Origin of the sequence: Pseudomonas sp. 9Ag (genome assembly GCF_902506445.1) — a bacterium.
Taxonomy (GTDB): domain Bacteria; phylum Pseudomonadota; class Gammaproteobacteria; order Pseudomonadales; family Pseudomonadaceae; genus Stutzerimonas; species Stutzerimonas stutzeri_AB.
The window spans coordinates 4,150,281-4,174,247 of the sequence record NZ_LR733836.1 but is presented as its reverse complement, the minus strand read 5'-3'; the positions used below and the strand labels follow the sequence as shown (position 1 = coordinate 4,174,247).

The following is a 23,967-nucleotide window of genomic DNA, read 5'->3' as shown; positions in this document are numbered from 1 at the left end:
CTAGGGATCTTCATGAGTCCGCGGTTATCGCCACGATCAATCGCCCTGTATCGACACTCCCACCACATTCGCTATGCAGGGTCCCGGGTGCGGGATCAGCTGTCGTTGCTACCCGCCGGCAGGTAGTCGCTGCGGCTCAGCCCGTGGCGTTGCATCTTTTCGTTGAGGGTGCGGCGGGGCAGCTGCAGTTGCGCCATGACTTCGCTGATGTTGCCTTTGTGCTGTTGCAGGGCGCTGTGCAGGCACTGGGCTTCGAAGGCTTCCATCTGGTCGGCCAGTGAGGTGCCGGCGACGGCGGCTGGGGCCGTGGCGGGTGCAGGCGGGGTCAGGCCCAGGGCATGGCGTTCGGCGGCGTTGATCAGTTCGCGGACGTTTCCCGGCCAGTCGTGGCTGAGCAGCTGCGCCAGTTCGGCCGGGCTGGCCGGCAGCGGATCTCGGCCGTGGCGTTGCGCGGCCTGGGTGGCGAAGTGATCGAACAACAGCGGGATATCCTCGCGTCGGTCTCGCAGCGGCGGAATGTGCAGTTCGGCGACGTTCAGGCGGTACAGCAGGTCCTCACGGAAGCGCCCGCCGCGTACCTCTTCCAGCAAATCCGGTTTGGCGGCGCTGATCACCCGCAGGTCGACCTCGATACTGCGGTTCGAGCCCAGCCGCTCCAGGGTCTTTTCCTGGAGCACGCGCAGCAGTTTGACCTGCTGAGCCAGCGGCATGCTCTCGATCTCGTCGAGAAACAGGGTGCCGCCGTGGGCATGTTCGATGCGGCCGATGCGTTTGCCCTGGGCGCCGGTGAACGCCCCGCTCTCATGGCCGAACAGCTCGCTTTCGAAGATGGTTTCCGGAATCGCCGCGCAGTTGAGTGCAACGAAAGGGTTGCGTGCCCGCGGGCTGAAATCATGCAGGCAGCGCGCGACCTGCTCCTTGCCGCTGCCGGTGTCGCCGCGAATCAAGACGTTGACGTCGGTGCCGGCCAGTTCCAGCACCTGACGGCGAAGGTTCTCCATTGTCCGCGAGACGCCCAGCAGCATCGATTCGATGCGGCCTTTGCGGGTGAACTGCTCGCGCAGCTGACGGTTCTCGCAGACCAGCCGGCGCTTGTCCTGAGCGCGGCGCACGCTGTCGAGCAGGCGTTCCGGGGTGAAGGGTTTCTCGATGAAATCGTAGGCGCCCTGGCGTAGCGCCTGCACCGCCATCGGCACATCGCCATGGCCGGTCACCATGATCACCGGCAGCTCCGGGTCCAGCGCCACCAGCTTTTCCAGCAGGCCGAGGCCGTCCAGGTCCGGCATCCGCACGTCGCTGATCAGCACGCCGGGAAAGCCCCGGTCGACGATAGCCAGCGCTTCGTGGGCACGGGCGCAGGTTTGCACGCTGAAGCCGGACAGCTCCAGCCACTGCTGCACCGCCTGGCGGATTGCCGCTTCGTCATCGATGAAAATCACCTGACCGCTCATCTGTCACTCCTCCTGCGAGTGGCCAGTCTACTCGGCGCCGGGCGATTCGGCCGCTGGCATATGCAGTTCGAACACCGCGCCCTGCGCATCGTTGTGCACGCTGAGGCTGCCGCCAAGGTCGCGCACGATGCCGTAGGAAACGGCAAGCCCGAGGCCGAGCCCCTGGCCAACCGGCTTGGTGGTGAAAAAGGGCTCGAACACCTGATCCAGATGTTCCTCGGCGATGCCGCCACCGCTGTCGGCAACGCTCAGCGTCCAGCCGTCGCCTTCTGGCTGGCAGAGGATGCGCAGCGCTTTGCTCTCGGCGTTCCACATGGCGTCCAGGGCGTTGGTCAGCAGGTTGATCAGCACCTGCTCCAGGCGAATCGCATCGCCACTGACCCAGGCCTGGTGCGGCACCTGACACACCACCGCAACCCCTTCGCTGCGAATGCGCGGGGCGAGCAGCTGCAGCGCCTGGTCCAAGACCTCGGCCAGGCTCAAACGCTGGCGCAGCCCGGCGGGGCTCTTGCGGGCGAAGGTTTTCAGGTGACTGGTCAGCGCCGCCATGCGCTCGAGGAGGCCTTCAACCTGGCCGATGCCTTCGCGCACGGCGTCGGTGCGGCCGCTGTCGAGCAACAGCCGCTGACTGGCGAGCTGCATGCGCAGGGCGGTCAGGGGCTGGTTGATCTCGTGGGCGAGGGCGGCAGACATCTGCCCCAGCGCGGCCATCCGCGCGGCATGCACCAGTTCATCCTGCGCGGTGTTCAGCTCGCGGGTGCGCTCTTCTACCAGACGCTCCAGCTCGTTGCGGCTGCGGCGTTCCACGCGGCGGGTCTTGCGCCGTTGGGCCAGGTACAGCAGCAGGAACGCGAGCGTCATCCAGACGCCGGCAGCGGCCAGGCGGTAGCTGCGGACGTTGGCGGCTACCAGCTGCGGCTCCTGCAGCAGGTGCAGGGTCCAGTCTTCCTCGGGCAGTTCCAGACGTTGCCAGAGGTAGTCGCGGCGGCCATCGGGCCCGTCGACCAGGCGCCGCTCGCTGTTCTCGTCGATCTGCTGCAGGTTCTGGCTCGTCAACGGCTGCAGATTCTGTTCGGCGTAGCGGCGGACCGCGACGAGACGGTCGCGCACCGCCTCGCTCAGCGGGCGCAGGTAGCGGAAGCGCCAGGCCGGACGGTTGGTCAGGATGACGATGTCCAGTGAGTCGGAGATCAGCAGGATACCGGACTGCCCGACCCATTCACGCTGCATGTCTTCGAGTTCGAGCTTGACCACCAGCACGCCGATCACCTCGCCCTCGGCATTCTTGACCGAGCTGGAGAGGAAATAGCCGGGGATGCCGGTGGTCACGCCGACCGCGAAGTATCGCCCCGAGTCGTTCGCTACCGCATCGATGAAATAGGGCCGGAAAGCGTAGTTATTGCCGACGAAACTGCTCCAGTCGCGCCAGTTGCTGGCCGCCAGGGTTTCGCCGTGGCGGTCGAGCAGGTAGAGCACCGAGGAGCCGGCAGCCTGGTTCTGCTCTTCCAATCGGTGGTTGAGTTGCTCGCGCAGGGCCTGATTGCCGGGGTTGTTCAGCAATGTCTGGATATCGCTGTCGAGCGCCAGCAGCGCCGGAACTGAACGGAAGCGCTGCACCTGGATATGAATCGCCTGGGCGTAGAGTTCGAGCTGGCCGGCGGCCTCCTGGCTGCGCTCGGTCCAGGCGCGTTGCTCGGCGATGCGCCCAGCCCAGTACATGCTCAGCAGCAGGCCGGCCAGAATCAGCGAGATGATGAGGGCGACGCGGTAGCGGCTGGACAGGGCAATCATGATCGGCTCGCGATAGCGGAATCGCATGGTAAAGCAGGCCGTGCGTCGGATTCCAAGACGTGTACATCTTTCGACTAATGTACAAGTACGGCTGGATGGTGGCACTTTAGCGTCATTGACGCCCGAAACAATGGGCCGGCCAGCAGGGACGCCAGGTTACAACGAGATCAGCTCGACCAACCCTTGTCGTCTCGAGGCGCCCATGCTGAAGAAAATTCCTACTGATGCGGTGCGTTTAGGCATGTATCTCCATGCCATCGAAGGCAGCTGGCTGGCGCATCCGTTCTGGAAAAACAAGTTCATCATCGATGACCCTGAAGATCTTCAGCGCCTGCGCCAGAGCGGGCTGACGGGCGTCTGGATCAACATCAGCAAGGGCGTCGACGTGGCCGACCAGGCGGTTGTGCTGTCAACGCCGGCTTCTATTCCTCCGCCTGAAGACCCGCGCGCTCCAGCCGTTGCGCGGTGCAGTGCGCGCGATGAACTGCAGCGCGCCGCTCGCGTGCTCAGCCGCTCAAAAAAGGCGATCACTGAGCTGTTCAACGAGGCGCGACTGGGCAATGCCATCAGTGTCGAGAGTTGTCTGCCGCTGGTCGCGGATATCAGCGACTCGTTGGCGCGCAACAGCTCCGCACTGATCGGCCTGGCGCGGCTCAAGCACAAGGACGAGTACACCTACCTGCACTCGGTCGCAGTTTGTGCCTTGATGGTCTCCCTGGCCCGGCAGCTGGGCCTCGACGAGGACGCCGTGAGCGAGGCCGGGCTGGCCGGGCTGCTGCACGACGTCGGCAAGATGGTCATGCCGACAGAGGTACTCAACAAACCAGGCGCGCTGACAGATGCCGAATTTGCTGTCATGCGCAGCCATCCCGAGCGGGGGCATGCGCTGCTGCTCGCGGCGGGGTCGCTGCCTGCCTCGGCGCTGGACGTCTGCCTGCATCACCACGAGAAGTTCGATGGCAGCGGCTACCCGTTCCGGCTGGCCGGCGAGAACATCAGCCTGTTCGCGCGAATGGGCGCTGTGTGTGATGTGTATGACGCCATCACCTCCAACCGTCCCTACAAGAAAGCCTGGAACCCGGCCGAATCGCTGGCCCGCATGGCGCAGTGGACCGGCCACTTCGATACCCAGATATTTCATGCCTTCGTGCGCTCGGTGGGTATCTATCCGCTCGGTTCCCTGGTGCGCCTGGAGTCTGGCCGGCTCGGCGTGGTGATCGATCAGCACCCGGAAAAGCTCACCGAACCGCTGGTGCGGGTGTTCTTTTCGGCCAAAGCCAAGACGCCGATCCAGCAGCTGGACCTGGACCTTTCGCGGCGGGGGTCGAATGACCGCATCGTCGGGCGCGAAGATCCGGCGCAATGGGGCTTCAACAATCTCGACGACTTCTGGCGGTAGGCCTGACGCCTGTCTGGGCGAGCACAAACCGGCGTCTCGGCCGCCTCTGGCATGACAGCCGGCGGCGCCTGGGCTGCCCCTTTGGGTCGCGCCAGGGGGCTTGCTGCGCTATCATCCGCGGCCTGTTTCAAGCGGCTTCGAGCGATCTGAGCCCTAAATCGAGTCTGTCTCTTCGCATGATCCGGCTGCCCACTCCGCCTTAGCGCCTGTCGTCACCCCAGCGCGACCACCTTGCCATACAGGCGGTCGGTAGCCTGCGCGTCGCATTTCATGCACGCAATTGCACCCTGTTCAAATCCAGAAACTAGCCTTGTATCAACCGCGTGCCGCCTCCGGTCTGCCGGTGATGCCTTTGCTCCGGAATTCACCATGCTTCATTCGCTCAAACAAAACTGGTTCTGCAACATCCGCGGCGACGTGCTCGCCGGCCTCGTCGTTGCCCTGGCGCTGATTCCAGAGGCGATTGCCTTCTCCATCATCGCCGGGGTCGACCCGCGCGTCGGCCTCTACGCCTCCTTCTGTATTGCCGTGGTGATCGCCTTCGTTGGAGGCCGACCGGGGATGATTTCCGCCGCCACCGGTGCCATGGCGCTGCTGATGGTGACGCTGGTGCGCGAGCACGGCCTGCAATACCTGCTGGCGGCGACGCTGCTCTGCGGTCTGTTGCAGATCGGCGCCGGCTACCTGCGCCTCGGTTCGCTGATGCGCTTCGTTTCGCGCTCGGTGGTCACCGGCTTCGTCAACGCCCTGGCGATCCTGATCTTCATGGCCCAGCTTCCGGAACTGACAGGTGTCACCTGGCACGTCTATGCGATGACCGCGGCGGGCCTGGGCATCATCTATCTGTTCCCCTATGTGCCGAAGATTGGCCGGGTCATCCCGTCGCCGCTGGTCTGCATCCTGTCTCTGACCGCCGTCGCCATGTACCTGGGGCTGGATATCCGCACTGTCGCCGACATGGGCGAGCTGCCTGACACCCTGCCGATCTTCCTCTGGCCGCAAGTGCCGCTGAATTTCGAGACGCTGGCGATCATCTTTCCTTACTCCGCAGCCCTGGCTGTGGTCGGTCTGCTGGAGTCGCTGATGACGGCGACCATCGTCGATGACCTGACCGATACCGGCAGCGACAAGAACCGCGAGTGCAAGGGCCAGGGTGTCGCCAACATCGTGTCCGGCATGTTCGGCGGCATGGCGGGTTGCGCGATGATCGGCCAATCGGTGATCAACGTGAAATCCGGCGGCCGCACGCGGTTGTCGACGCTGATTGCCGGTGTCGTGCTCTTGCTGATGGTGGTGTTTCTCAGTGACTGGGTCGGCCAGATCCCCATGGCAGCGCTGGTCGCGGTGATGATCATGGTTTCCATCGGCACCTTCAGCTGGGATTCGCTGCGTAACCTCAAGCGCTATCCGCTGTCGACCAACATCGTCATGGTGGTCACCGTAGTGGTGGTGGTCTTTACCCACAACCTGGCGTTCGGCGTGCTGGCCGGTGTGCTGCTGGCGGCGCTGTTCTTTGCCAACAAGGTCGGCCATTACCTGCATATCGGTTCGGAGCTGGACGCCGAAGGCAACCGCCGCACCTACCGTGTGGTCGGCCAGGTGTTCTTCAGCTCGTCCGACAAATTCACGTCCGCTTTCGACTTCAAGGAAGCGCTCTCGAGCGTCATCATCGACCTGACCCATGCGCATTTCTGGGACATCACTGCCGTTGCGGCGCTCGACAAGGTCGTCGTCAAGCTTCGCCGTGAAGGCACCGAGGTCGAAGTGCTGGGGTTGAACCAAGCCAGCGCAACCATCGTCGACCGTTTCGGTGTGCACGACAAACCCGAAGCCATCGACGATCTGATGAGCCACTGACCAGGAGCACAACAATGAACAACGTATTGGCCTGCATCGACGGTTCCCCTCAGGCTGCGGCCGTTTGCGATTGCGCCGCCTGGGCCAGTCTGCAGCTGGATGCACCGCTGACTCTGTTGCATGTCCTCGACCAGCAGCAGTACCCGGCAGCCGGCAACCTCAGCGGCATCATCGGCCTGGGTAGCCGCGAATACCTGCTCGAAGAACTCGCCGCACTGGACGAAAAGCGCAGCAAGCTGGCGCTCGAAGAAGGCCGGATGATGCTCGACTCAGCGAAGCAGCGCGTCCTGACTGCCGGGGTGGTGCAGCCGGAGGTGCGGCAACGGCACGGCGATCTGGTGGAAAGCCTGCGCGAGTTGGAATCCGACACCCGGCTGCTGGTGATCGGCAAGCAGGGCGAGGACAGCGGCACCGACCTGCAGCTGATTGGCAGCCAGTTGGAAAGCGTGATTCGCACCCTGCACCGGCCGATCCTGGTCACCCCGGCCAGCTTCACCGTGCCGACAAGCGTCATGCTCGCGTTTGATGGCAGCGCCACTTCCCGCAAAGGTGTGGAAATGCTGGCCTCCAGTCCGCTGTTCAAAGGCATACCGATCCATCTGGTGATGGTCGGCGAGGACACCGGTGACAACCGCGCGCTGCTCTATGCGGCCCGCGATGCCCTGTCGGCGGCAGGCTTCGAGGTACAGATCGCAATTCGTGGCGGCGAAGTCGAACCCACCCTGCATGCCTACCAGGCCGAGCACGGTATTGGCCTGCTGGTGATGGGCGCTTACGGGCACTCACGGATTCGTCAGTTCCTCGTTGGCAGCACCACCACTAGCATGATTCGCTCGACCACCACGCCGCTCCTGCTGTTGCGCTGAGTCCGTGTCAGCCTGGCGCATCGGTGCGAGGCTGCAGTGCTACTGATAGAGATCCGCGCGCGTCCAGGGCAGCTCGTGGGAGCCGTCGGGCAGCGGCTTGCTGGCGAGGATCTGGTGCAGGTTGATCCAGTTGCGGCGGAAGCCATAGGCGCAGCCTGCCAGGTATACCCGCCAGATGCGCAACGCCCGCTCGGGGATCAGCTGCTGCGCTTCCTCCAGCCGTGACTCCAGGCGCTCGCTCCATAGCTGCAGCGTGCGCGCATAGTGCAGACGCAGGCTTTCCACATCGACGATTTCCAGTCCCGATTCGCTGATGCAGGCACCCATCTCTACCAGATGCGGCAACTCGCCGTGAGGAAAGACGTAGCGGTCGATGAACTCGCCCGCGCCATGTGCGACCGGCCGGCCATCGGTATGCCGCGAAGTGATGCCATGGTTGAGGACCAGACCGCCCGGGCGCACCACCGCGGCCAGCTGCTGGCAATACATCGGCAGGTTCGCGTGCCCGACGTGTTCGAACATCCCGACGCTGACCACCTTGTCGAACTGGGCGTCCTTGGGTAGATCGCGGTAATCCATCACCTCCAGCCGTACCTGGTGCTCAAGCCCTTCGGCGGCGACCCGCTCGCGGCCCAGCTTCAACTGCTCGCGACTGAGCGTGATGCCGACCACCTCAGCGCCATATTCCCGCGCCGCAAACCGCGCCAGACCACCCCAGCCACAGCCTACATCCAGCAGCCGATCGCCGGGCTGCAGGCGCAACTTGCGACACAGGTGCCGGAGCTTGGCCTGCTGCGCCTGATCGAGGTCTTCGCTGCCCGTCTCGAAATAGCCGCAGGAGTAGACCATGTCGCGGTCGAGCCAGAGCTGATAGAAGGCGTTGGACAGGTCGTAGTGATAGGAAATCGCTTCGGCGTCAGTGGCCTTGTCATGGGCTTCACGCACCGGCAGCTGCGGATGTGCGTCTCCCAATGCCCGACTGATCTCGTCACCGATGCGGATCACCTCTTCAAGCGGCCCGTGCAGATCGAGCTTTCCCTCGACATAAGCGCCGCCTAACAGCGCCAGGCTGGGATGAGCCAGGCGAGGTATCAGCCCTGGGTCGCGAATCTCCAGCGTCACACTGGGCGCGGGCCCCATGTCGATTTCCTTGCCGTCCCATAGCCTGAGGCGCAAAGGCAATTCCAAGTCTCGAAGGGCTGGCAGCAATGTGGTCAACATGCGCATGCTCCTCTTCCAAGCATTCCGAATAAGGTAGACGAAGGAGCGAGACCTGCAGCCGTCCGTTCGATTGTTTTTTGCTATGTAACCATGGGAGAAAGGCTATTCATCAGAATCGCGACGCGGGACCTTTGCAGGCATAGCCCTGGGGCCGTTGTGCCGGAAGCGAGATCTCTGCGTCGCTCTTGCCGCTTACCTTCTCGCACCCGTCTGGCATACGAAGGTGACCGCGATGAAATTTGATTGGCATAAGGACCGGATAACTGATGAAACACCGGTAACCGACACCTATCGAAACACGCAGAACGTACGAAGATTCATGATCGAGGCGTGCGGGCCCGGCTTCAGATTTGATCAGGACATCATGGCCTGGGTGAAAGATGGAACATCCAAGACCATGGGACAGGTTGCTGGCGAATGGCTGAGACGGCATCAGCCTTGAATCGACGCGCTACCTATCCAAAGCGCCGAATAGGACGGCAAGGCTGGTCACGACCGTCGATATCTCCAGGTACGACCGCCTCATGCTTGATTCTGCCAGTCACCTTGTGTCGCGCTTTCGTCAGCTTGGCGAGACTGTCTACTATCGAAATTTCCGCCCCTTCAGGAGATTTTTCGATGCACCAGGCCACCGCTCAGCTGTTGCAACGCTACTACGACGCCTTCAATGCGGGTGACATGGTCACCTTCCTGTCGCTTCTCACCGATGACGTGATCCATGACATCAATCAGAGCGGGCGAGAAGTGGGTAAGCCGGCCTTTGAACAGTTCATGCAGCGCATGAACCGCAACTACCGGGAGAAAATTGTGGATCTTTCGATCACCACGAACGAAGCGGGTGACCGGGCGGCCGTCGAGTTCACCGTACTGGGCGAATACCTGGCGACCGATGAAGGGCTACCGGAAGCGAACGGCCAGACTTACCGGCTCCCGGCGGGGGCATTCTTCGCCATTCGGGATGGGCAGGTGGCGCGAGTGACCAACTACTACAACCTTGAAGACTGGGTTGCTCAAGTGTCCGCGTGATGGCCCGGCTGACCTTCCAGCGCTTATCCGGCGCCACGCTTCATCGGTACATTCCTGAACTGGCCCGGTTGCGCATGCGTGTATTCCGAGACTTTCCGTACCTGTACGACGGCGATCCGGAATACGAGGCGCGCTATCTGCAAACCTATGTCGAGGCGCCGCACAGCGTGATCGTGCTGGCGTTCGATGGCGACCGGGTGGTGGGCGCTTCTTCGGGGCTGCCGCTGATTCATGAAACGGAGGAGGTCCAGCAGCCCTTCCGCGAGGCGGATTATGCCGTTGAGACGATCTTCTATTGTGGCGAATCCGTATTGCTGCCCGACTACCGAGGGCAGGGTGCCGGTGTGGCGTTCTTCGAACACCGTGAAGACCATGCGCGCGAGACTGGCGGCATGAAGCATTCATGCTTCTGTGCGGTGGAGCGGCCTGTTACGCACCCAGCTCGGCCTGCAGGTTATCAGCCACTGGATGAGTTCTGGCAGCACCGTGGGTACGAAAGGCACCCAGAACTGGCCACGCAGTTCAGCTGGAAAGACCTCGGCGATTCACACGAGTCGCTCAAACCCATGACCTTCTGGATGAAGCCTTTGCCATGAGTGCGTTTACCCTGGCGACAGCCCAATACGACATCGGCTTTTTCTCTCATTGGGATGACTTCACGGCCAAGCTGGAACGCTGGGTCGCCAGTGCCGTACAGCAAGATGCCAAGCTGCTGGTATTTCCTGAATACGGCAGCATGGAACTGGCTTCGCTATTCGGCCAAGCGGTGTACAGCGATTTGCAGCAGCAGCTCCAGGCGATGCAGACCTTGCTGCCGAAGTGGCGCGACCTGCATCAGGCGCTGGCCCGCCGTCACGATGTCCTGATTCTGGCCAGTTCATTCCCGACGGAATTGCAGGCTGGCCATGTCGTGAACCGGGCGACGCTGTTCGGGCCAGAAGGGATCCTGGGTCATCAGGACAAGCTCATCATGACTCGTTTCGAGAACGAGCAATGGGGCATTCGTGCTGGTGAACGTATTGGTGTCATTGATACAGAACTCGGCCGTATCGGCATCCTGATCTGCTATGACTCGGAATTCCCGATGATTGCCCGTCAGCAGATTACGGCCGGTGCCGAGCTGCTGCTGGTTCCGAGTTGCACCGATACCCAGGCCGGTTTTCATCGGGTGCGTATCGGTTGCCAGGCACGGGCGCTGGAAAACCAGTGTTATGTGGTCCAGTCGCCTACCACCGGCCTTGCGCCCTGGTCCGAAGCGGTTGATATCAATACGGGCCGCGCCAGCGTGTATACGCCGGTGGATTATGGTTTTCCGGATAACGGCATCCTGGTCGAAGGCGCGGATGATGAGGCGAACTGGGTGTTTGCGACCCTCGACCTGCGTGAGCTTGCTCGGATACGCGCAGAGGGTCAGGTGTTCAACCACCGAGACTGGCCAAAGCAGTTGGCGTTGAAGGGGCCGGAGCAGGCCGCTTTCTCCTGACAGCCATTGAAATGCTGACGCGTTGAAGCGGGGCGCTTGCCCACATGTGCCGGGTTGCAGCCCAGGTATGGGCTTCAGGTGATGGGTGTTGGATCTGTCGTGCCTGCACGACCAGACGCTCAGGCGCCTTGCTCCGCGTTCCCTCTCTTACTCTGCCCCATGCTTGACGCTGGACGTCCAGACAAAAAAAGGCCACCTGTAGGTGGCCAAAAAAACTGTTCTACAACCTGCTATCCCGCATCGGACGTCTCGGCCCAGTCTCGAACCTCGTCCGACATCCGTTTGAGTCGCAGCACGGCCAGGCGAGCAATCGGCTCCAGGGCGCTGCCGTCGTTCTCGGCGTAGTCGATGATCTGTTCCTTCATCCGACGCGCCCAGAATTTCTTCAGGTGCAGCGCGATCTGTTCGGCCGCTGCCGCATCGTCCTGATGATGCCGGTTGTTCACGGTGATCTGATTCAACATCTTGATCAGCGTATCCATTTCATTCATTCGAGGCATCCTCCTGTCCGGTGCCATCGCCCATGAAGCGGGCACTCATTTGAGTGCCACTTCCGCAGTCTCGGCATTTTCCAGGTAACCCAGCTGCTTCTGATCGAAGTCCTGGAAGCGCTGCTGCCAGTCTGAGGGCTGCGTTACCTTCTCGACCTGAACGGCCGTCACCTTGTACTCGGGGCAGTTGGTCGCCCAGTCCGAGTTATCGGTGGTGATGACGTTCGCACCGCTGCCTGGGTGGTGGAAGGTGGTGTACACCACGCCCGGAGCCATGCGATCGCTGACCAGGCAACGCAGCACGGTATGCCCGACCCGGCTGCGAATACCCAGCCAGTCGCCATCTTTCAGGCCGCGATCCTCGGCGTCGTTCGGGTGGATTTCCAGCACATCTTCATCGTGCCAGGCGCTGTTGGCGGTCCGACGGGTCTGAGCGCCCACGTTGTACTGACTCAGGATGCGCCCGGTGGTGAGCAACAGCGGGTAGCGACGGTTGACGCGCTCTTCGGTGGCCACGTACTCGGTAATGGCGAAGTTGCCCTTGCCGATCGGGAAGTCCACGCCATGCATGGTCGGCGTGCCCATCGGGTAGTCATCGTTGCACGGCCACTGGATGCTGCCCAGCACTTCGAGTTTGCTGTAGTTGACGCCGGTAAAGGTCGGTGCCAGCTGCGCGATCTCGTCCATGATCTCGGACGGATGGCTGTAGTTCATGGGGTATCCCAGCGCATTGGAAAGCGCTTGGGTGACTTCCCAGTCCTCCATGCCGGCAACCGGCGGCATGACGCGACGTACCCGGTTGATGCGTCGTTCCGCGTTGGTGAAGGTCCCGTTCTTCTCGAGGAAGGTCGCTCCGGGCAGCAGCACGTGGGCGTACTTGGCGGTCTCGTTGAGGAATATGTCCTGAACGATCAGGCAATCCAGCGCCGACAGCGCCGCCTCGACGTGCTGAGTGTTCGGGTCGGACTGAGCGATGTCCTCGCCCTGCACATAGAGCGCCTTGAAGGTGCCTGCCACGGCGGCATCGAACATGTTGGGAATACGCAGGCCCGGCTCGTCATCGAGCGTGGTATTCCAAGCGCTCTCGAAGCGTTGACGCACTTCCGGATCGGCAACGTGCTGGTAGCCCGGCAGCTCATGGGGGAAAGAGCCCATGTCGCAGGAACCCTGCACGTTGTTCTGACCGCGCAAGGGGTTCACACCCACGCCTTCACGGCCGATGTTGCCGGTCGCCATCGCTAGGTTGGCGATGCTCATGACGGTGGTGGAGCCCTGGCTGTGCTCGGTCACGCCCAGGCCGTAGTAGATGGCCCCATTGCCGGCCATCGCGTAGGTGCGGGCTGCCTGGCGGACCAGTCCGGCCGGCACGCCGGTTTCCGCTTCGGAGACTTCCGGTGCATGGCGGGCCTCACTGATGAAGTCGCGCCATTTCTGGTAGGCGTTGGTTTCACAACGGCTTTCGATGAATGCCTTGTCTTCCAGCCCTTCGGTGACGACTACATGTGCCAGTGCGTTGACCAGCGCGACGTTGGTGCCCGGCTTGAGCGACAGGTGCAGACCCTTTTCCGCGTGCGGCGTTTTGAGCAGGTCGATACGCCGTGGATCGGCGACGATCAGGGTGGCGCCCTGGCGCAGGCGGCGCTTCATTTGCGAGGCAAAGACCGGGTGCGCGTCCGTTGGGTTCGCGCCAATAACCAGAATGACGTCGGACTTCATCACCGAGTCGAAGGTCTGGGTGCCAGCGGACTCGCCCAGGGTAGCCTTGAGGCCATAGCCTGTCGGCGAGTGGCAGACACGGGCGCAGGTGTCGGTGTTGTTGTTGCCGAAGGCGGCGCGAATCAGTTTCTGAACCAGATAGGTTTCTTCGTTGGTGCAGCGCGAGGACGTGATGCCGCCGACGCTGTCCCGGCCGTAGGTCGCCTGGGTTTCACGCAGACGCCGCGCAGCGAAAGTCAGCGCCTCGTCCCAGGAAACGGCACGCCACGGCTGATCGATCGAATCACGAATCATCGGCTCGCGGATGCGGTCCTTGTGGGTCGCGTAACCAAAGGCGAAGCGCCCCTTGACGCAGGAGTGGCCGTGGTTCGCGTCGCCACCCTTGTAAGGCACCATGCGGATCAGCTTGTCGCCTTTCATCTGCGCTTCGAACGAGCAGCCCACGCCACAGTAGGCACAAGTGGTGACTACGCTGTGCTCGGGCACGCCTTCTTCGATGACGCTCTTTTCCATCAAGGTCGCGGTCGGGCACGCCTGCACGCACGCCCCGCAGGATACGCACTCCGACTCCATGAACGGCTGATTCTGGCTGGCCGATACGGTCGAGTCGAAGCCCCTGCCGTCGATGGTCAGGGCAAAGGTGCCCTGAACTTCAGCGCAGGCACGCACACAACGCGAGCAGACGATGCACTTGCTCGGATCGAAGCTGAAATAGGGGTTGGAGTTGTCGATCTCGGCATGCAGATGGTTGGCACCTTCGAACCCGTAGCGCACTTCGCGCAGGCCGACGGCGCCTGCCATGTCCTGCAGCTCGCAATCACCGTTGGCTGGGCAGGTCAGGCAGTCCAGCGGGTGGTCGGAGATGTACAGCTCCATGATGTTGCGACGCAGCTTGGCCAGCTTGCCGTTCTGCGTGGTGACCGACATGCCTTCGCTGACCGGCGTGGTGCACGAAGCGGGATAGCCGCGGCGCCCTTCGATTTCTACCGCGCAGATCCGGCAGGAGCCGAAGGCTTCCAGGTTGTCGGTCGCGCACAGCTTGGGCACCGTGATGCCTGCCAGGGCGGCAGCGCGCATGACCGAGGTGCCTTCCGGCACGCTGATCTGAATGCCGTCGATTACCAGGCTAATGGTCGTCTCGGACGTCCGTGCCGGAGTGCCCAGGTCACGGTCGAACAGGGCCGGGTCGAAGCTGTTGACCTGGCCTTTCAGATATTGCTTGGGATCGAAATGGTTCAGCATGCTATGCCTCCCGCCACCAGGGCGTGTCGAGGTGTCAGATCATCAGGGAAATGCTTCATCACGCTCTGCACCGGGAACGGCGTCATGCCGCCCATGGCGCAGAGCGAACCATCGACCATGGTCTCGCACAGATCCGACAGCAGTTCGAGGTTCATCTCGGCATTTTCACCAGCACGGATCCGGTCGATGACTTCAACGCCGCGAACGGCGCCGATCCGGCACGGCGTGCATTTACCACAGGATTCGACAGTGCAGAACTCCATGGCGAAACGGGCCTGCTCGCCCATGTCGACGGTGTCATCGAACATCACGACGCCGCCATGCCCTACCACTCCACCGAATGCGGCAAAGGCTTCGTAGTCGAGCGGGTTGTCCCATTGGCTTTCCGGCAGGTAGGCCCCAAGAGGCCCGCCCACCTGAACGGCTTTGAGCGGGCGGCCACTGCGCGTGCCGCCGCCGAAATCTTCCATCAGCGTTTTCAAGCTGATACCGAATGCCAGTTCGATCAGCCCACCGCGCTTCACGTTGCCCGCTAGCTGCACGGCCAGCGTGCCACGCGAGCGACCCATGCCGTAATCGGCGTAGGCCTGGCCGCCCTGATCCATGATGTACGGCACAGCGGCGAAGGACAGTACGTTGTTGACCACGGTCGGGCGACCGAACAGCCCAACGATGGCCGGCAGCGGTGGCTTGGCGCGCACCAGACCGCGGCGACCTTCAAGGCTTTCGAGCAGCGAGGTTTCTTCGCCGCAAATGTAGGCGCCCGCGCCGAGGCGGACTTCCAAGTTGAACCCCTTGCCGGAGCCCAGCAGATCATCGCCCAGGTAGCCGGCTTTGACTGCACGGCGTATGGCCTCGTCAAGAATCGCCTTGGCCAGCGGATATTCCGAACGCAGGTAAATGTAACCGCGGTCGGCGCCGACAGCGAGACCGGCGATGGTCATGCCTTCGATCAGCATGTAAGGGTCGCATTCCATCACCAGGCGGTCGGCGAAGGTCCCCGAGTCCCCTTCGTCTGCGTTGCAGACGATGTACTTCTGACCCTCGGGCTCGTTGAGCACGGTCTGCCACTTGATGCCGGTCGGGAAGGCGGCGCCGCCACGGCCACGCAGGCCGGACGTTTTGACTTCGTCGACGATGGATTGGCCGTTACGGGAGAGCGCAGCCTTGAGGCCATTGAATCCACGCAGTGCCGTGTAATCGTCGATCGATAGCGGGTCCGTGATACCGATGCGCGAAAAGGTTAGCCGCTGCTGACGCTTGAGGTACTCGATCTCCTCGGTAAGCCCGAGCGCCAGGGCATGGTCCTGCCGGCCTTCAAACAAACCGGCCTCGACGAGGCTTTCTACCGCCTCGGGGGTTACCGGCCCGTAGGCGACCCGACCATCTGGCGTATCGATTTCAACCAGTGGCTCCAGCCAGAACAGGCCGCGTGAGCCGTTACGCACAACGCGCAGCTCTTGCGAGCGAGCTGCAGCGGCGCGCTCGATACGCTGAGCAACCTTGTCGGCACCCAGCGAACGAGCCGTGGTATCACAAGGTACATAAACGGTAATAGTCACCACTTCACCTCCACCGCAACAGTCTTCAGCTCATCGGCCAGTTCATCGAAACGCTCTGGCGTTACGCGGCCATGGACGTCGTTGTTGATCTGCACGGCGGGACCGCAGGCGCAGTTGCCCAGGCAGTACACGGGCTCCAGCGTAATTTCGCGATCCTGAGTGGTCTGGTGATAATCCACCTTCAACGAGGCTTTGACATGCGCTTCCAGCTGACGGCTGCCCACGGCCTGGCAGGCCTCGGCGCGGCAAATCTGGATCACGTTGCGCCCTGCAGGCTGGGTGCGAAAGTGATGATAGAAGCTGATGATGCCGTGTACGTCGGCCCGCGTGCAGCTCAGGGAGTCGGCAATAAGCGGAACCGCGCTGTCCGGAATGTGGCCGAAGCGATCCTGAATGGCATGAAGAGTAGGGAGCATGGCGCCGGGCATCGACTTATGGTCGTCGATCACTTGCTGGATCAGGGCCGGCGTCCAGGCACCGGTAGCTGACGAGATGGTAGTGGACATGACCTGGTTGCCTCATCAGGTAGTCGAACGTGCCGGTCAGGGTCAGGCAACCGACAGCTTGTGTTCGATCAGATATGAATAATTATTCTTAATTGGGTTAAGCTTTAATCAGGTGATCAGCAAACTAACATACCCATTTGACCCAAAAAATATGAACGAAAATGCTTAACTCAAGGCTGCATATCACGCCCACCTGGTTATTCAGAAATGGCAACGGCGAATTGCTGGATCCGATCATCTTTGCCTTGCTCGAAGGTATCCATGACACCGGCAAGCTGACCCAGGCGGCTCATAAGGCGGATATCTCGTACCGTCATGCCTGGAATCTGCTTACCCGTGGCGAGCAATTTTTCGGCATGCCCATGGTGTTGATGCGTAAGGGGCACGGCACGCGGTTATCGCAGCTGGGAGAACAGTTGCTGTGGTCCGAACAACGCCTGCGCGCGCGGCTGGAGCCTCAGCTCGACAGCATGGCCTCCGAGTTGAACCACCAGCTTCAGCAGTTGCTTGAGGGCGCGCATCCGGTGCTGCGGCTGCATGCGAGTCATGGGTACGCGGTCGCCCTCCTGGCTGATCTGCCTGGAGAGCTGAACCTGCGCTATTGCAATCCGCAGGAAGCGCTCAGTGCCCTGAACCGGGGAGACTGCGACCTTGCCAGCTTCCATCTCCCCACGTTCCCTCCGCTGGCCAAGCGAGTCTTAGCCGTTTATCAAGCACTCCTCGCCGGCCAGGACCTTCGCGTCATTCGCTTCGTGACGCGGCGGCAGGGCTTGATCTTGCGCGCCTCTACGCGCAAGCACGTGCATGGACTGGCTGATCTGACCCGTCCTGAGATTCGCTTCATCAATCGCGACGAGCATTCCGGCACCCGTGTCCTGTTCAACCTGCTGCTCGAAGAGCACCAGATCGATAAAGCCCAGATCGCCAGTGGTGCCCAGGAAGAATTCACCCACACCGCCGTGGCCGCTTACGTCGCAGCGGGCATGGCCGATGTCGGCTTCGGTGTCGAGGCGGCAGCCGCGCAGTTCGGGCTGGAGTTCATCAGCCTGGCGACCGAACACTACCTGCTGGTCTGCCACGAAACGCAGCTACGCCAGCACAACGTGCGCCAGTTGCTACAGGCCATGACATCGGACGAGTTTCTGGCAGACATCGACAAGCTGGCCGGCTATGCGCCTGATAAGTGCGGCGAGATCTGCACCTTTGACGAACTTTTGAAAGACAGCTGCGGTTAGCCAGAACGGCCAACCGCTGTTTCCAGGGCAATCTCACCTTTCGTCGGCCGCCGGTCAAATTTTTGAAGTTCGACAAATTATGTGGCGTTGCTGGTTCAGCGTCAGCGTTACCTCGGAGCCGGCCGAGTCGATGTGCCACTGATACGAACACGGAAAGGCAGGAATGGCGGAAGGCAGTGGGAGTCGAACCCACCCAGGGACGGCTGCCGCCCCCAACCGGGTTTGAAGCCCGGCCGCACCACCGGGTGCGATTGCCTTCCAAGATGACGTTGGCCTGTTGGTCACAAAACGTGCGACAGCCTAACTGACCTCATCCTCTGAGGCCAAGGCGCTGTCTCGTCGCACCTTGCGTTCGTTGCCGAACCGGCGGGTGAAGCCGATTCGGTCGAAATGTTCGAGCAGTTGGATGCTGCGTTTGCGGCCGAGCTGGATCTGGTCGCGGAAGGCTGCGGCGCGGATGACGCCGCTCTGGCGTTCCATCTCCAGAACCTGGCTGGCCAGCAGGCGGATGGTCTGCTCGGGATAAAAGAGGTCTTTCACTACCTGTTGCAGCGCGCCAAGGCGAGCCAGCTTGCGCAACAGCTGGCGGACCTGCTCTTCCTCGACGTCCAGCTCACGGGCGATGTCGCGCACCCAGGGCGGGTTGAAGCAGCTGGCGGCAAGCAGCGGCCAGAGTCGGGCTTTCAGTGCCTCTTCCTCGTCGGTCAGGCGTACCCGGTGGCCAGGCAGGTGCAGCCAGGGGCCACTGGCTTCAACCTTGCCCTCGGCCAGGGCCTGTTCCAATAAGGCAATGAATATAGGACGCTCCAGTAACGGCAGAGCGTACCGGCGCAGGCGGTCGCGATCCGGGCCGAGCTCGTCCGGCTGGCTGTCATGAAAGCGCTGCAGGGCGGCCACCAGGCTCTTGCCGAGGTAGTCCCAGGTGCCGCGTTCGAACAGTCTAGGGCCGAGCCGCGTGGTGATCTCCAGCGCCTCGTCTGGAAGCCGCCAGGTTTTCCGGGGTCGGTTGAACTGTCGTTCCAGCAAGGCCGGATCGAGGCCGTTGAGGGCGCTGGGCAGCAGCCCTGGCAACACATCTTCCAGCGTGTCCCCGGCGAGCGCGCGTAGCACCGCCAGGCGTGCCTGACGATGACGGTTGCGGGGCGGCGCAAAAGGGTCGAGTACGCGGCCGCCGCCGAGGGTGCGCTGGGCGGACTGGTCGCGCAGGACCACGCGGTCGCCATGCACCGCATGGGCTGGCGCATTGAGCAGCAGCTGCGCGTGCACGTGGCCACCGGGCGCTAGGCATTCGCCTTCGAGCAGGGCGATGCGGCCGGTGACATCCTGGGCGCCGAGGTGGATGTGCACCGGCGTCCAGTGGCGCAATTCGCGGGCTTCGCTGGCTAAGAGCGTGAATTCGATATCGATGCGCTGGGTGCCATCCTGCAGCTCGGGCGTTACCAGCCAATCGCCGCGACTGATATCGGCCACTGAAAGCCGCTCGCCGCTGAGGTTGAGGGCGACGCGCTGGCCCGCTTGAGCCGCCTGGGCTGTCTGGTTCTGCGCATGCAGCCCGCGGACGCGAACCTTGCGGCCGGACGGCCCCAGGCTCAGTTCGTCCCCCACGTGGGTTCGACCAGCGATGGCGGTACCGGTTACGACCACGCCTGCGCCGGTCACGCTGAATGCCCGGTCAATGGACAGGCGGAAATGTCCGTCTTCGCGGCGCGCCTGCACTTCGGTCGCATGTTCGAGCAAGCGGGCGCGAAGCGCGTCGATGCCTTCGCCGGACACGCTGGACACGGGAAAAATCGGCGCACCGGACAGCGGCCCAGCTTCCAGCAGGGCTTCTACCTGCCGCTGGACTTCGGCGATACGGGATGGCTCAACCCGGTCGATTTTCGTGAGCGCCACCAGGGCCCGGCGAATCCCCAGCAGCTCGACGATCGCCAGGTGCTCGCGGGTCTGCGGCATCACGCCGTCGTCTGCGGCGACGACCAGCAGCACACAGTCGATACCGCAGGCGCCGGCGAGCATGTTGTGCACGAAGCGTTCATGACCGGGGACGTCGATGAAGCCGGTCAGGTCGGGCTCACCCAGCGAGGCGTAGAGGTAGCCGAGATCAATGGTGATGCCGCGCAAGCGTTCTTCCTGCCGACGGTCGCCTGCCTGTCCGGTCAATGCCTGGAGCAGGGCGGTTTTGCCGTGGTCGATGTGCCCCGCGGTGCCGATGATCATGGCACCAGCGCCTGCTGCAGGTGCGAAAGCTGGGCGAGCAACGCCGGCTCATCGTCCAGCTGACGCAGGTCGAGCCAGAGCGCGTCGTCAGCGACCCGGCCCAGGATCGGGATAGGCAATTCGCGCAGCGCCTCTTCCAGCAAGCGCAGGCTGCGGCCGCGCAGGCGCCGGGGCTGCTGCGGGCGAATGCACAAGGCTGCGCTGGGCAGGCGCGCCACCGGTTGTGCGCCACTTCCAATCATGCCCAGCGCCTCCTCGACAGTGACCTGCCAGGGCTCGCCCAGAGCGCTGGCCAGCGCGGGTGCCAGGCGTTTAGCCTGGATGCGGATATCCGCTTGCGGCCGGCTGAGCAGGCGCAGGCTGGTGAGTCGTTCGGCCAGGCGATCCGGGTCGCGATAGAGGTTGAGTACCGCTTCCAGCGCGGCGAGGGTCAGCTTGTCGACACGCAGGGCGCGCTTGAGCGGGTTCTTCTTGATCTTCTGGATCAGCTCGCGGTTGCCGACGATCAGCCCTGATTGCGGGCCGCCGAGCAGCTTGTCGCCGCTGAAAGTGACGATGTCGGCGCCGTCGCGCAGAGCCTCCTGCACGGTGGGTTCGTTGGGCAGGTCCCAGCGGGAAAGGTCGACCAGACTGCCGCTGCCGAGGTCTTCGAGCAACGGCAAGCCGTGCGCATGGGCAATCTGCGCCAGCTCGGCAGTGCCGACGCTGGCAGTGAAACCCTGCACGCTGTAATTGCTGGTGTGTACGCGCATCAACAGGCCGCTGCGCGGATTGATTGCGGCTTCATAATCCTTGGCGTGGGTGCGGTTAGTGGTGCCCACCTCATGCAGCTTCACACCGGCGCGGGCCATGATGTCGGGGATGCGGAAAGCGCCGCCGATCTCGATCAGCTCGCCACGGGAAATGATGCCTTCCTTGCGGGCGCCAAGGCTGTTCAATGCCAGCAGCACGGCCGCTGCATTGTTGTTGACCACCGTGACGGCCTCGGCGCCGGTCAGCTCGCGAATCAGCCCTTCGATGAGGTCATCGCGATCGCCGCGCTTGCCGGTGGCCAGGTCGAACTCCAGATTCAGTGGATAGCGCGCCGCCAGGGTGATCGCCTCGATGGCCTCATCCGGCAACAGGGCGCGACCCAGATTAGTGTGCAGCACTGTGCCAGTTAGATTGAACACGCGGCGCACGCGGCTGCGGTGTTGGTTGGCGAGACGTTCACCGGCGCGGCCGGCTAGCACGGCTTCGGACAGCTCAAGCGCGGCCAGCTGACCGTGGCGAGCCGGCTCCCGCAGCTCGTCGAGCAGGTCGCGCAGCGTGTCGAGCAGAACGTTGCGGCCATAACGCTGCTGCAGCGGGGCGCAGGCGGGCGCGCGCAGGAGCTTGTCGATAGAAGGCAGGCGAACGCTGGTCATCGTGGATTGGCGTGCAGTGGGCAGGTCGCCCTGAACGAGCGCAGCGGCGGCTCCATTCCTTGTTTCGATGCTGCCTGACACGCAGGACCTCTGGACTATTACTGTTATCCGAACAGCATAGACGCCCATTTGCGAGCAGGGTTCAGCCGATGTTTGCCACGTTGGGCACAGGATAGAGGCATTCGCGGTGGTGCGGATGGGCGTGCAAGTTGCTGCCTTAGGGCTAGGTTATTCGGCCATTGGTGCACTCGAGCAGGGCGGTCGACCCCGTTCAACGCTACGGCGCGGCCCGTTCGTTGCGCTCGGGAAACAGCGGTGGTGTAGAAACAAAAAAGCCCCGCCATGCGGCGAGGCTTTTGCGAGCGACTCAGAACAGAGCGGAGTCGTCCCAGGTAGCGGCTCAGGCGTTCTGGCGAATACCGGCCACCAGCCAAGGCTGGTTCTCGCCTTGGGCGCGCTCCATGCGCCAGCTTTCGCTGAACGGTTCGCCCTGGTCGAAGCGTGAGTTCTTCGACACGCCGACGAAGGTCAGCGTGGCAACGGTCTTGTCGGCCTGGTCGTCTACGCCATCAAGCTGAATCTGCAGGTCGTCGACGTAGGTGGACTGGTACGCATCGCCGATCTCGGCGCGCTCACGCTTGAGGAACTCGAATAGTTGCGGCGTGACGAACTCGCTGATCTTGTCCATCTCGTTGGCGTCCCAATGCTGCTGCAGCGAGAGGAAGTGTTCGCGCGCGGCCGTCACGAAGTTCTGCTCGTTGAACCAGGCTGGGGCGTTGATCACTGGAGCAGCAGCCGGACGAGCGGCGCTGCTGCCGCCGAAGATCGACTGCTGTGCAGGCATTTCGCGCTGCATCGGCGCATTCCCGTGTCCGGCCATGGCCGGATGCTGCTGGCGACGGCGCGCGGCAAGGAAGCGGAACAGCAGGAAGGCGATGCCGCCGAAGATCAGGATGTCCATGAACTGGATGCCTTCGAAGCCGTCACCCATGAACATGGATGCCAGCAGGCCACCGGCGGCGAGGCCGGCCAGCGGGCCCAACCAGCGCGAGGCGCCACTGGCGGCGGCAGGTGTCTGACGACCTGCCTGGTTTGGCGCGGCCTGGGTCTGTTGCGGCGCCTGGCGCGTTTGATGGCTGGGCGCCGAGCCGAAGCTCTTACCACCGCCGAAGCGCTTGGCATGAACGTCGAGGCTGAGGGTCAGGCCGATACACAGCGCCATGAAAATGCTGAGCACACGTTGCATTTGGTATTCCTGGGTTGGACGAAGATACGAAGCGGATGGTGCACGCCCCAGTGCGGGCGCGCCAGTTGCAGAGTGTTTCGGGCTTTTGCTCCGCTGCGCTTACCGGGTTAGGCAAGCACAGCGGCTCATCTGACTCAGCGCCAGTTGTACAGTTCTTTCTCGGAGATCTCTTGCATCGGCTTGACCTGCGCCTGGAACGCCTTCATCGACGCCCAGATACGGCCGTTCAGCTCGCTTTGTGCGGCCAGTTCGCCTAGAACGACATCAGACTGCTCACGCATGGCGCTCAATACTTCGTCAGGGAAGCGCTTGAGTTGCGCGCCTTGCTGCTTGAGCTGATCGAGTGCCATGGCGTTGTTGTAGACGTAGTCGTCGATCATATCGCGGCTGGCGGCGCCGGCGGCCTCGGTGAGGATGGCGCGCAGGTCGTCCGGCAGGCTGTCGAGGGCCTTCTGGTTGACCAGGAGCTCGAGCACGGCCTGAGGCTCCTGCCAGCCGGGGTAGTAGTAGTACTTGGCAGCCTTGTGCAGACCAAAGGCCAGGTCGTTGTACGGGCTGACCCAGTCGGTGGCGTCGATGGCGCCGGTCTGCAGGGCGGTGAACACTTCGCCGCCGGGCATGTTGACGGTGGTCGCGCCGAGACGGGTCAGCACTTCGCCGCCCAGGCCGGGGGTCCGGATCTTCAACCCCTGCAGGTCCTGCAGTGAATTGATTTCCTTGTTGAACCAGCCGCCCATCTGCATGCCGGTGTTGCCGACTACCATCGGCTTCACACCGTAGGGCGCATAGGCTTCGTCCCAGAATTCCTGGCCGCCGCCGCGGGTCAGCCAGGCGTTCATCTCGCTGGTCGACAGACCGAACGGCACTGAGGTGAAGAACTGCGCGGTCGGCACCTTGCCCTTCCAGTAGTAGGCCGCGCCATGGCCGAGTTCGGCGGTGCCACGGGAAACGGCGTCGAATACTTCCAGGGCGGGGACCAGCTCACCGGCGGCGTAGACCTTGATGGTCAGGCGGCCATCACTCATGGCCTCGACCCGATCGGCCAGACGCTGGGCGGCAGTACCCAGACCCGGGTAGTTCTTTGGCCAGGCGGTGACCATCTTCCAGTTATAAGTCTCGGGCGCTTCGCTGGCGGCAGCCTTGGGCTCGGCGGTGGGTTCGACTTTCTTTTCGTCGTTGCAGCCTGCAAGGCTGAGGGAGGCAAGCAGGGCAGCGGCAACACCAAACAAGTGACGGCGTTTCATGAATGGCT

Annotated in this window: 19 protein-coding genes and 1 tRNA gene; 8 read left to right on the top strand and 12 right to left on the bottom strand. The window is 62.8% G+C overall.

Features of this window, described 5'->3' with window-relative positions:
- Positions 1 to 95: 95 nt before the first annotated feature.
- Both ALTERO38_RS19095 and ALTERO38_RS19090 read right to left on the bottom strand, forming a co-directional pair.
- Positions 96 to 1,451 carry a sigma-54 dependent transcriptional regulator gene (locus ALTERO38_RS19095; RefSeq protein ID WP_159969340.1) on the bottom strand — a complete coding sequence of 452 codons (1,356 nt, stop codon included), beginning with the start codon at positions 1,449 to 1,451 and terminating at the stop codon, positions 96 to 98.
- A 27-nt stretch (positions 1,452 to 1,478) separates the two neighbouring features.
- On the bottom strand, positions 1,479 to 3,242 hold the full coding sequence (locus ALTERO38_RS19090) for an ATP-binding protein (RefSeq protein ID WP_148925991.1): 1,764 nt from the start codon (positions 3,240 to 3,242) through the stop codon (positions 1,479 to 1,481).
- Between the two features lie 202 nt (positions 3,243 to 3,444).
- Between ALTERO38_RS19090 and ALTERO38_RS19085 the strand changes: the two genes are divergently transcribed.
- From ALTERO38_RS19085 to ALTERO38_RS19075, 3 genes are all read left to right on the top strand, one after another.
- Positions 3,445 to 4,641, top strand: coding sequence for an HD-GYP domain-containing protein (locus tag ALTERO38_RS19085; RefSeq protein ID WP_159969339.1), 1,197 nt, complete (start codon positions 3,445 to 3,447; stop codon positions 4,639 to 4,641).
- A 369-nt stretch (positions 4,642 to 5,010) separates the two neighbouring features.
- The gene (locus ALTERO38_RS19080) at positions 5,011 to 6,498 is read left to right on the top strand and encodes a SulP family inorganic anion transporter (protein WP_102837122.1); all 1,488 of its coding nucleotides are present in this window, start codon (positions 5,011 to 5,013) and stop codon (positions 6,496 to 6,498) included.
- Positions 6,499 to 6,512: 14 nt separating this feature from the next.
- On the top strand, positions 6,513 to 7,364 hold the full coding sequence (locus ALTERO38_RS19075) for a universal stress protein (protein ID WP_102837121.1): 852 nt from the start codon (positions 6,513 to 6,515) through the stop codon (positions 7,362 to 7,364).
- Between the two features lie 39 nt (positions 7,365 to 7,403).
- Here ALTERO38_RS19075 and cfaB read toward each other — a convergent pair whose 3' ends face one another.
- On the bottom strand, positions 7,404 to 8,585 hold the full coding sequence (gene cfaB / locus ALTERO38_RS19070) for a C17 cyclopropane fatty acid synthase CfaB (RefSeq protein ID WP_148925857.1): 1,182 nt from the start codon (positions 8,583 to 8,585) through the stop codon (positions 7,404 to 7,406).
- A gap of 232 nt (positions 8,586 to 8,817) precedes the next feature.
- Between cfaB and ALTERO38_RS19065 the strand changes: the two genes are divergently transcribed.
- The 4 genes from ALTERO38_RS19065 to ALTERO38_RS19050 all read left to right on the top strand — a co-directional run bounded on the left by ALTERO38_RS19065 (position 8,818) and on the right by ALTERO38_RS19050 (position 11,094).
- Complete coding sequence (locus ALTERO38_RS19065; RefSeq protein ID WP_159969338.1) at positions 8,818 to 9,027, top strand: DUF6434 domain-containing protein; 210 nt, start codon at positions 8,818 to 8,820, stop codon at positions 9,025 to 9,027.
- Positions 9,028 to 9,203: 176 nt separating this feature from the next.
- Entirely contained in the window at positions 9,204 to 9,611 is a 408-nt protein-coding gene (locus tag ALTERO38_RS19060) for a ketosteroid isomerase-related protein (RefSeq protein WP_102837119.1), read from the top strand.
- Positions 9,611 to 10,207: a GNAT family N-acetyltransferase gene (locus ALTERO38_RS19055; RefSeq protein ID WP_148925858.1), complete on the top strand. Its 597-nt coding sequence runs from the start codon at positions 9,611 to 9,613 to the stop codon at positions 10,205 to 10,207. Before ALTERO38_RS19060 ends, ALTERO38_RS19055 begins: the two co-directional genes overlap by 1 nt.
- Entirely contained in the window at positions 10,204 to 11,094 is an 891-nt protein-coding gene (locus tag ALTERO38_RS19050; RefSeq protein ID WP_148925859.1) for a carbon-nitrogen hydrolase family protein, read from the top strand. Before ALTERO38_RS19055 ends, ALTERO38_RS19050 begins: the two co-directional genes overlap by 4 nt.
- Positions 11,095 to 11,324: 230 nt before the next feature.
- On the opposite strand, the gene ALTERO38_RS19045 is transcribed toward ALTERO38_RS19050, so the two are convergent.
- From ALTERO38_RS19045 to ALTERO38_RS19030, 4 genes are read right to left on the bottom strand one after another with little or no spacing between them, the layout of a single operon-like run.
- On the bottom strand, positions 11,325 to 11,585 hold the full coding sequence (locus tag ALTERO38_RS19045) for a formate dehydrogenase subunit delta (RefSeq protein ID WP_148925860.1): 261 nt from the start codon (positions 11,583 to 11,585) through the stop codon (positions 11,325 to 11,327).
- A 45-nt stretch (positions 11,586 to 11,630) separates the two neighbouring features.
- Positions 11,631 to 14,543, bottom strand: a complete 2,913-nt coding sequence (fdhF, locus tag ALTERO38_RS19040) for a formate dehydrogenase subunit alpha (RefSeq protein WP_159969337.1) — start codon at positions 14,541 to 14,543, stop codon at positions 11,631 to 11,633.
- Positions 14,537 to 16,105: an NADH-quinone oxidoreductase subunit NuoF gene (locus ALTERO38_RS19035; RefSeq protein WP_159969336.1), complete on the bottom strand. Its 1,569-nt coding sequence runs from the start codon at positions 16,103 to 16,105 to the stop codon at positions 14,537 to 14,539. Before ALTERO38_RS19035 ends, fdhF begins: the two co-directional genes overlap by 7 nt.
- Positions 16,102 to 16,611, bottom strand: a complete 510-nt coding sequence (locus ALTERO38_RS19030) for a formate dehydrogenase subunit gamma (RefSeq protein ID WP_159969335.1) — start codon at positions 16,609 to 16,611, stop codon at positions 16,102 to 16,104. Before ALTERO38_RS19030 ends, ALTERO38_RS19035 begins: the two co-directional genes overlap by 4 nt.
- Before the next feature lie 161 nt (positions 16,612 to 16,772).
- On the opposite strand from ALTERO38_RS19030, the gene ALTERO38_RS19025 reads away from it, so the two are divergent.
- The gene (locus ALTERO38_RS19025) at positions 16,773 to 17,846 is read left to right on the top strand and encodes a substrate-binding domain-containing protein (protein WP_159969334.1); all 1,074 of its coding nucleotides are present in this window, start codon (positions 16,773 to 16,775) and stop codon (positions 17,844 to 17,846) included.
- A gap of 164 nt (positions 17,847 to 18,010) precedes the next feature.
- On the opposite strand, the gene ALTERO38_RS19020 is transcribed toward ALTERO38_RS19025, so the two are convergent.
- The 5 genes from ALTERO38_RS19020 to ALTERO38_RS19000 form a co-directional block, all read right to left on the bottom strand.
- Positions 18,011 to 18,106: transfer RNA gene (locus tag ALTERO38_RS19020), tRNA-Sec, on the bottom strand.
- 40 nt (positions 18,107 to 18,146) lie between these two features.
- Positions 18,147 to 20,063, bottom strand: coding sequence for a selenocysteine-specific translation elongation factor (gene selB / locus ALTERO38_RS19015; protein ID WP_159969333.1), 1,917 nt, complete (start codon positions 20,061 to 20,063; stop codon positions 18,147 to 18,149).
- The gene (gene selA, locus ALTERO38_RS19010) at positions 20,060 to 21,469 is read right to left on the bottom strand and encodes an L-seryl-tRNA(Sec) selenium transferase (protein WP_159969332.1); all 1,410 of its coding nucleotides are present in this window, start codon (positions 21,467 to 21,469) and stop codon (positions 20,060 to 20,062) included. Before selA ends, selB begins: the two co-directional genes overlap by 4 nt.
- A 400-nt stretch (positions 21,470 to 21,869) precedes the next feature.
- Positions 21,870 to 22,715: a Tim44 domain-containing protein gene (locus ALTERO38_RS19005; RefSeq protein ID WP_159969331.1), complete on the bottom strand. Its 846-nt coding sequence runs from the start codon at positions 22,713 to 22,715 to the stop codon at positions 21,870 to 21,872.
- A 134-nt stretch (positions 22,716 to 22,849) separates the two neighbouring features.
- Complete coding sequence (locus ALTERO38_RS19000) at positions 22,850 to 23,959, bottom strand: TRAP transporter substrate-binding protein (RefSeq protein ID WP_102837110.1); 1,110 nt, start codon at positions 23,957 to 23,959, stop codon at positions 22,850 to 22,852.
- Between the last annotated feature and the right edge of the window lie 8 nt (positions 23,960 to 23,967).

Bases quoted from the DNA above. Each gene is read 5' to 3' on its own strand.
- fdhF (WP_159969337.1), bottom strand. From the start codon at position 14,543: ATGCTGAACCATTTCGATCCCAAGCAATATCTGAAAGGCCAGGTCAAC.
- ALTERO38_RS19075 (WP_102837121.1), top strand. From the start codon at position 6,513: ATGAACAACGTATTGGCCTGCATCGACGGTTCCCCTCAGGCTGCGGCC.
- ALTERO38_RS19030 (WP_159969335.1), bottom strand. From the start codon at position 16,611: ATGTCCACTACCATCTCGTCAGCTACCGGTGCCTGGACGCCGGCCCTG.
- ALTERO38_RS19025 (WP_159969334.1), top strand. From the start codon at position 16,773: ATGCTTAACTCAAGGCTGCATATCACGCCCACCTGGTTATTCAGAAAT.
- ALTERO38_RS19095 (WP_159969340.1), bottom strand. From the start codon at position 1,451: ATGAGCGGTCAGGTGATTTTCATCGATGACGAAGCGGCAATCCGCCAG.
- ALTERO38_RS19050 (WP_148925859.1), top strand. From the start codon at position 10,204: ATGAGTGCGTTTACCCTGGCGACAGCCCAATACGACATCGGCTTTTTC.
- ALTERO38_RS19065 (WP_159969338.1), top strand. From the start codon at position 8,818: ATGAAATTTGATTGGCATAAGGACCGGATAACTGATGAAACACCGGTA.
- selA (WP_159969332.1), bottom strand. From the start codon at position 21,469: ATGACCAGCGTTCGCCTGCCTTCTATCGACAAGCTCCTGCGCGCGCCC.
- ALTERO38_RS19005 (WP_159969331.1), bottom strand. From the start codon at position 22,715: ATGCAACGTGTGCTCAGCATTTTCATGGCGCTGTGTATCGGCCTGACC.
- ALTERO38_RS19055 (WP_148925858.1), top strand. From the start codon at position 9,611: ATGGCCCGGCTGACCTTCCAGCGCTTATCCGGCGCCACGCTTCATCGG.
- ALTERO38_RS19000 (WP_102837110.1), bottom strand. From the start codon at position 23,959: ATGAAACGCCGTCACTTGTTTGGTGTTGCCGCTGCCCTGCTTGCCTCC.
- ALTERO38_RS19085 (WP_159969339.1), top strand. From the start codon at position 3,445: ATGCTGAAGAAAATTCCTACTGATGCGGTGCGTTTAGGCATGTATCTC.
- ALTERO38_RS19090 (WP_148925991.1), bottom strand. From the start codon at position 3,242: ATGATTGCCCTGTCCAGCCGCTACCGCGTCGCCCTCATCATCTCGCTG.
- ALTERO38_RS19060 (WP_102837119.1), top strand. From the start codon at position 9,204: ATGCACCAGGCCACCGCTCAGCTGTTGCAACGCTACTACGACGCCTTC.
- ALTERO38_RS19080 (WP_102837122.1), top strand. From the start codon at position 5,011: ATGCTTCATTCGCTCAAACAAAACTGGTTCTGCAACATCCGCGGCGAC.
- ALTERO38_RS19045 (WP_148925860.1), bottom strand. From the start codon at position 11,585: ATGAATGAAATGGATACGCTGATCAAGATGTTGAATCAGATCACCGTG.
- selB (WP_159969333.1), bottom strand. From the start codon at position 20,063: ATGATCATCGGCACCGCGGGGCACATCGACCACGGCAAAACCGCCCTG.
- cfaB (WP_148925857.1), bottom strand. From the start codon at position 8,585: ATGTTGACCACATTGCTGCCAGCCCTTCGAGACTTGGAATTGCCTTTG.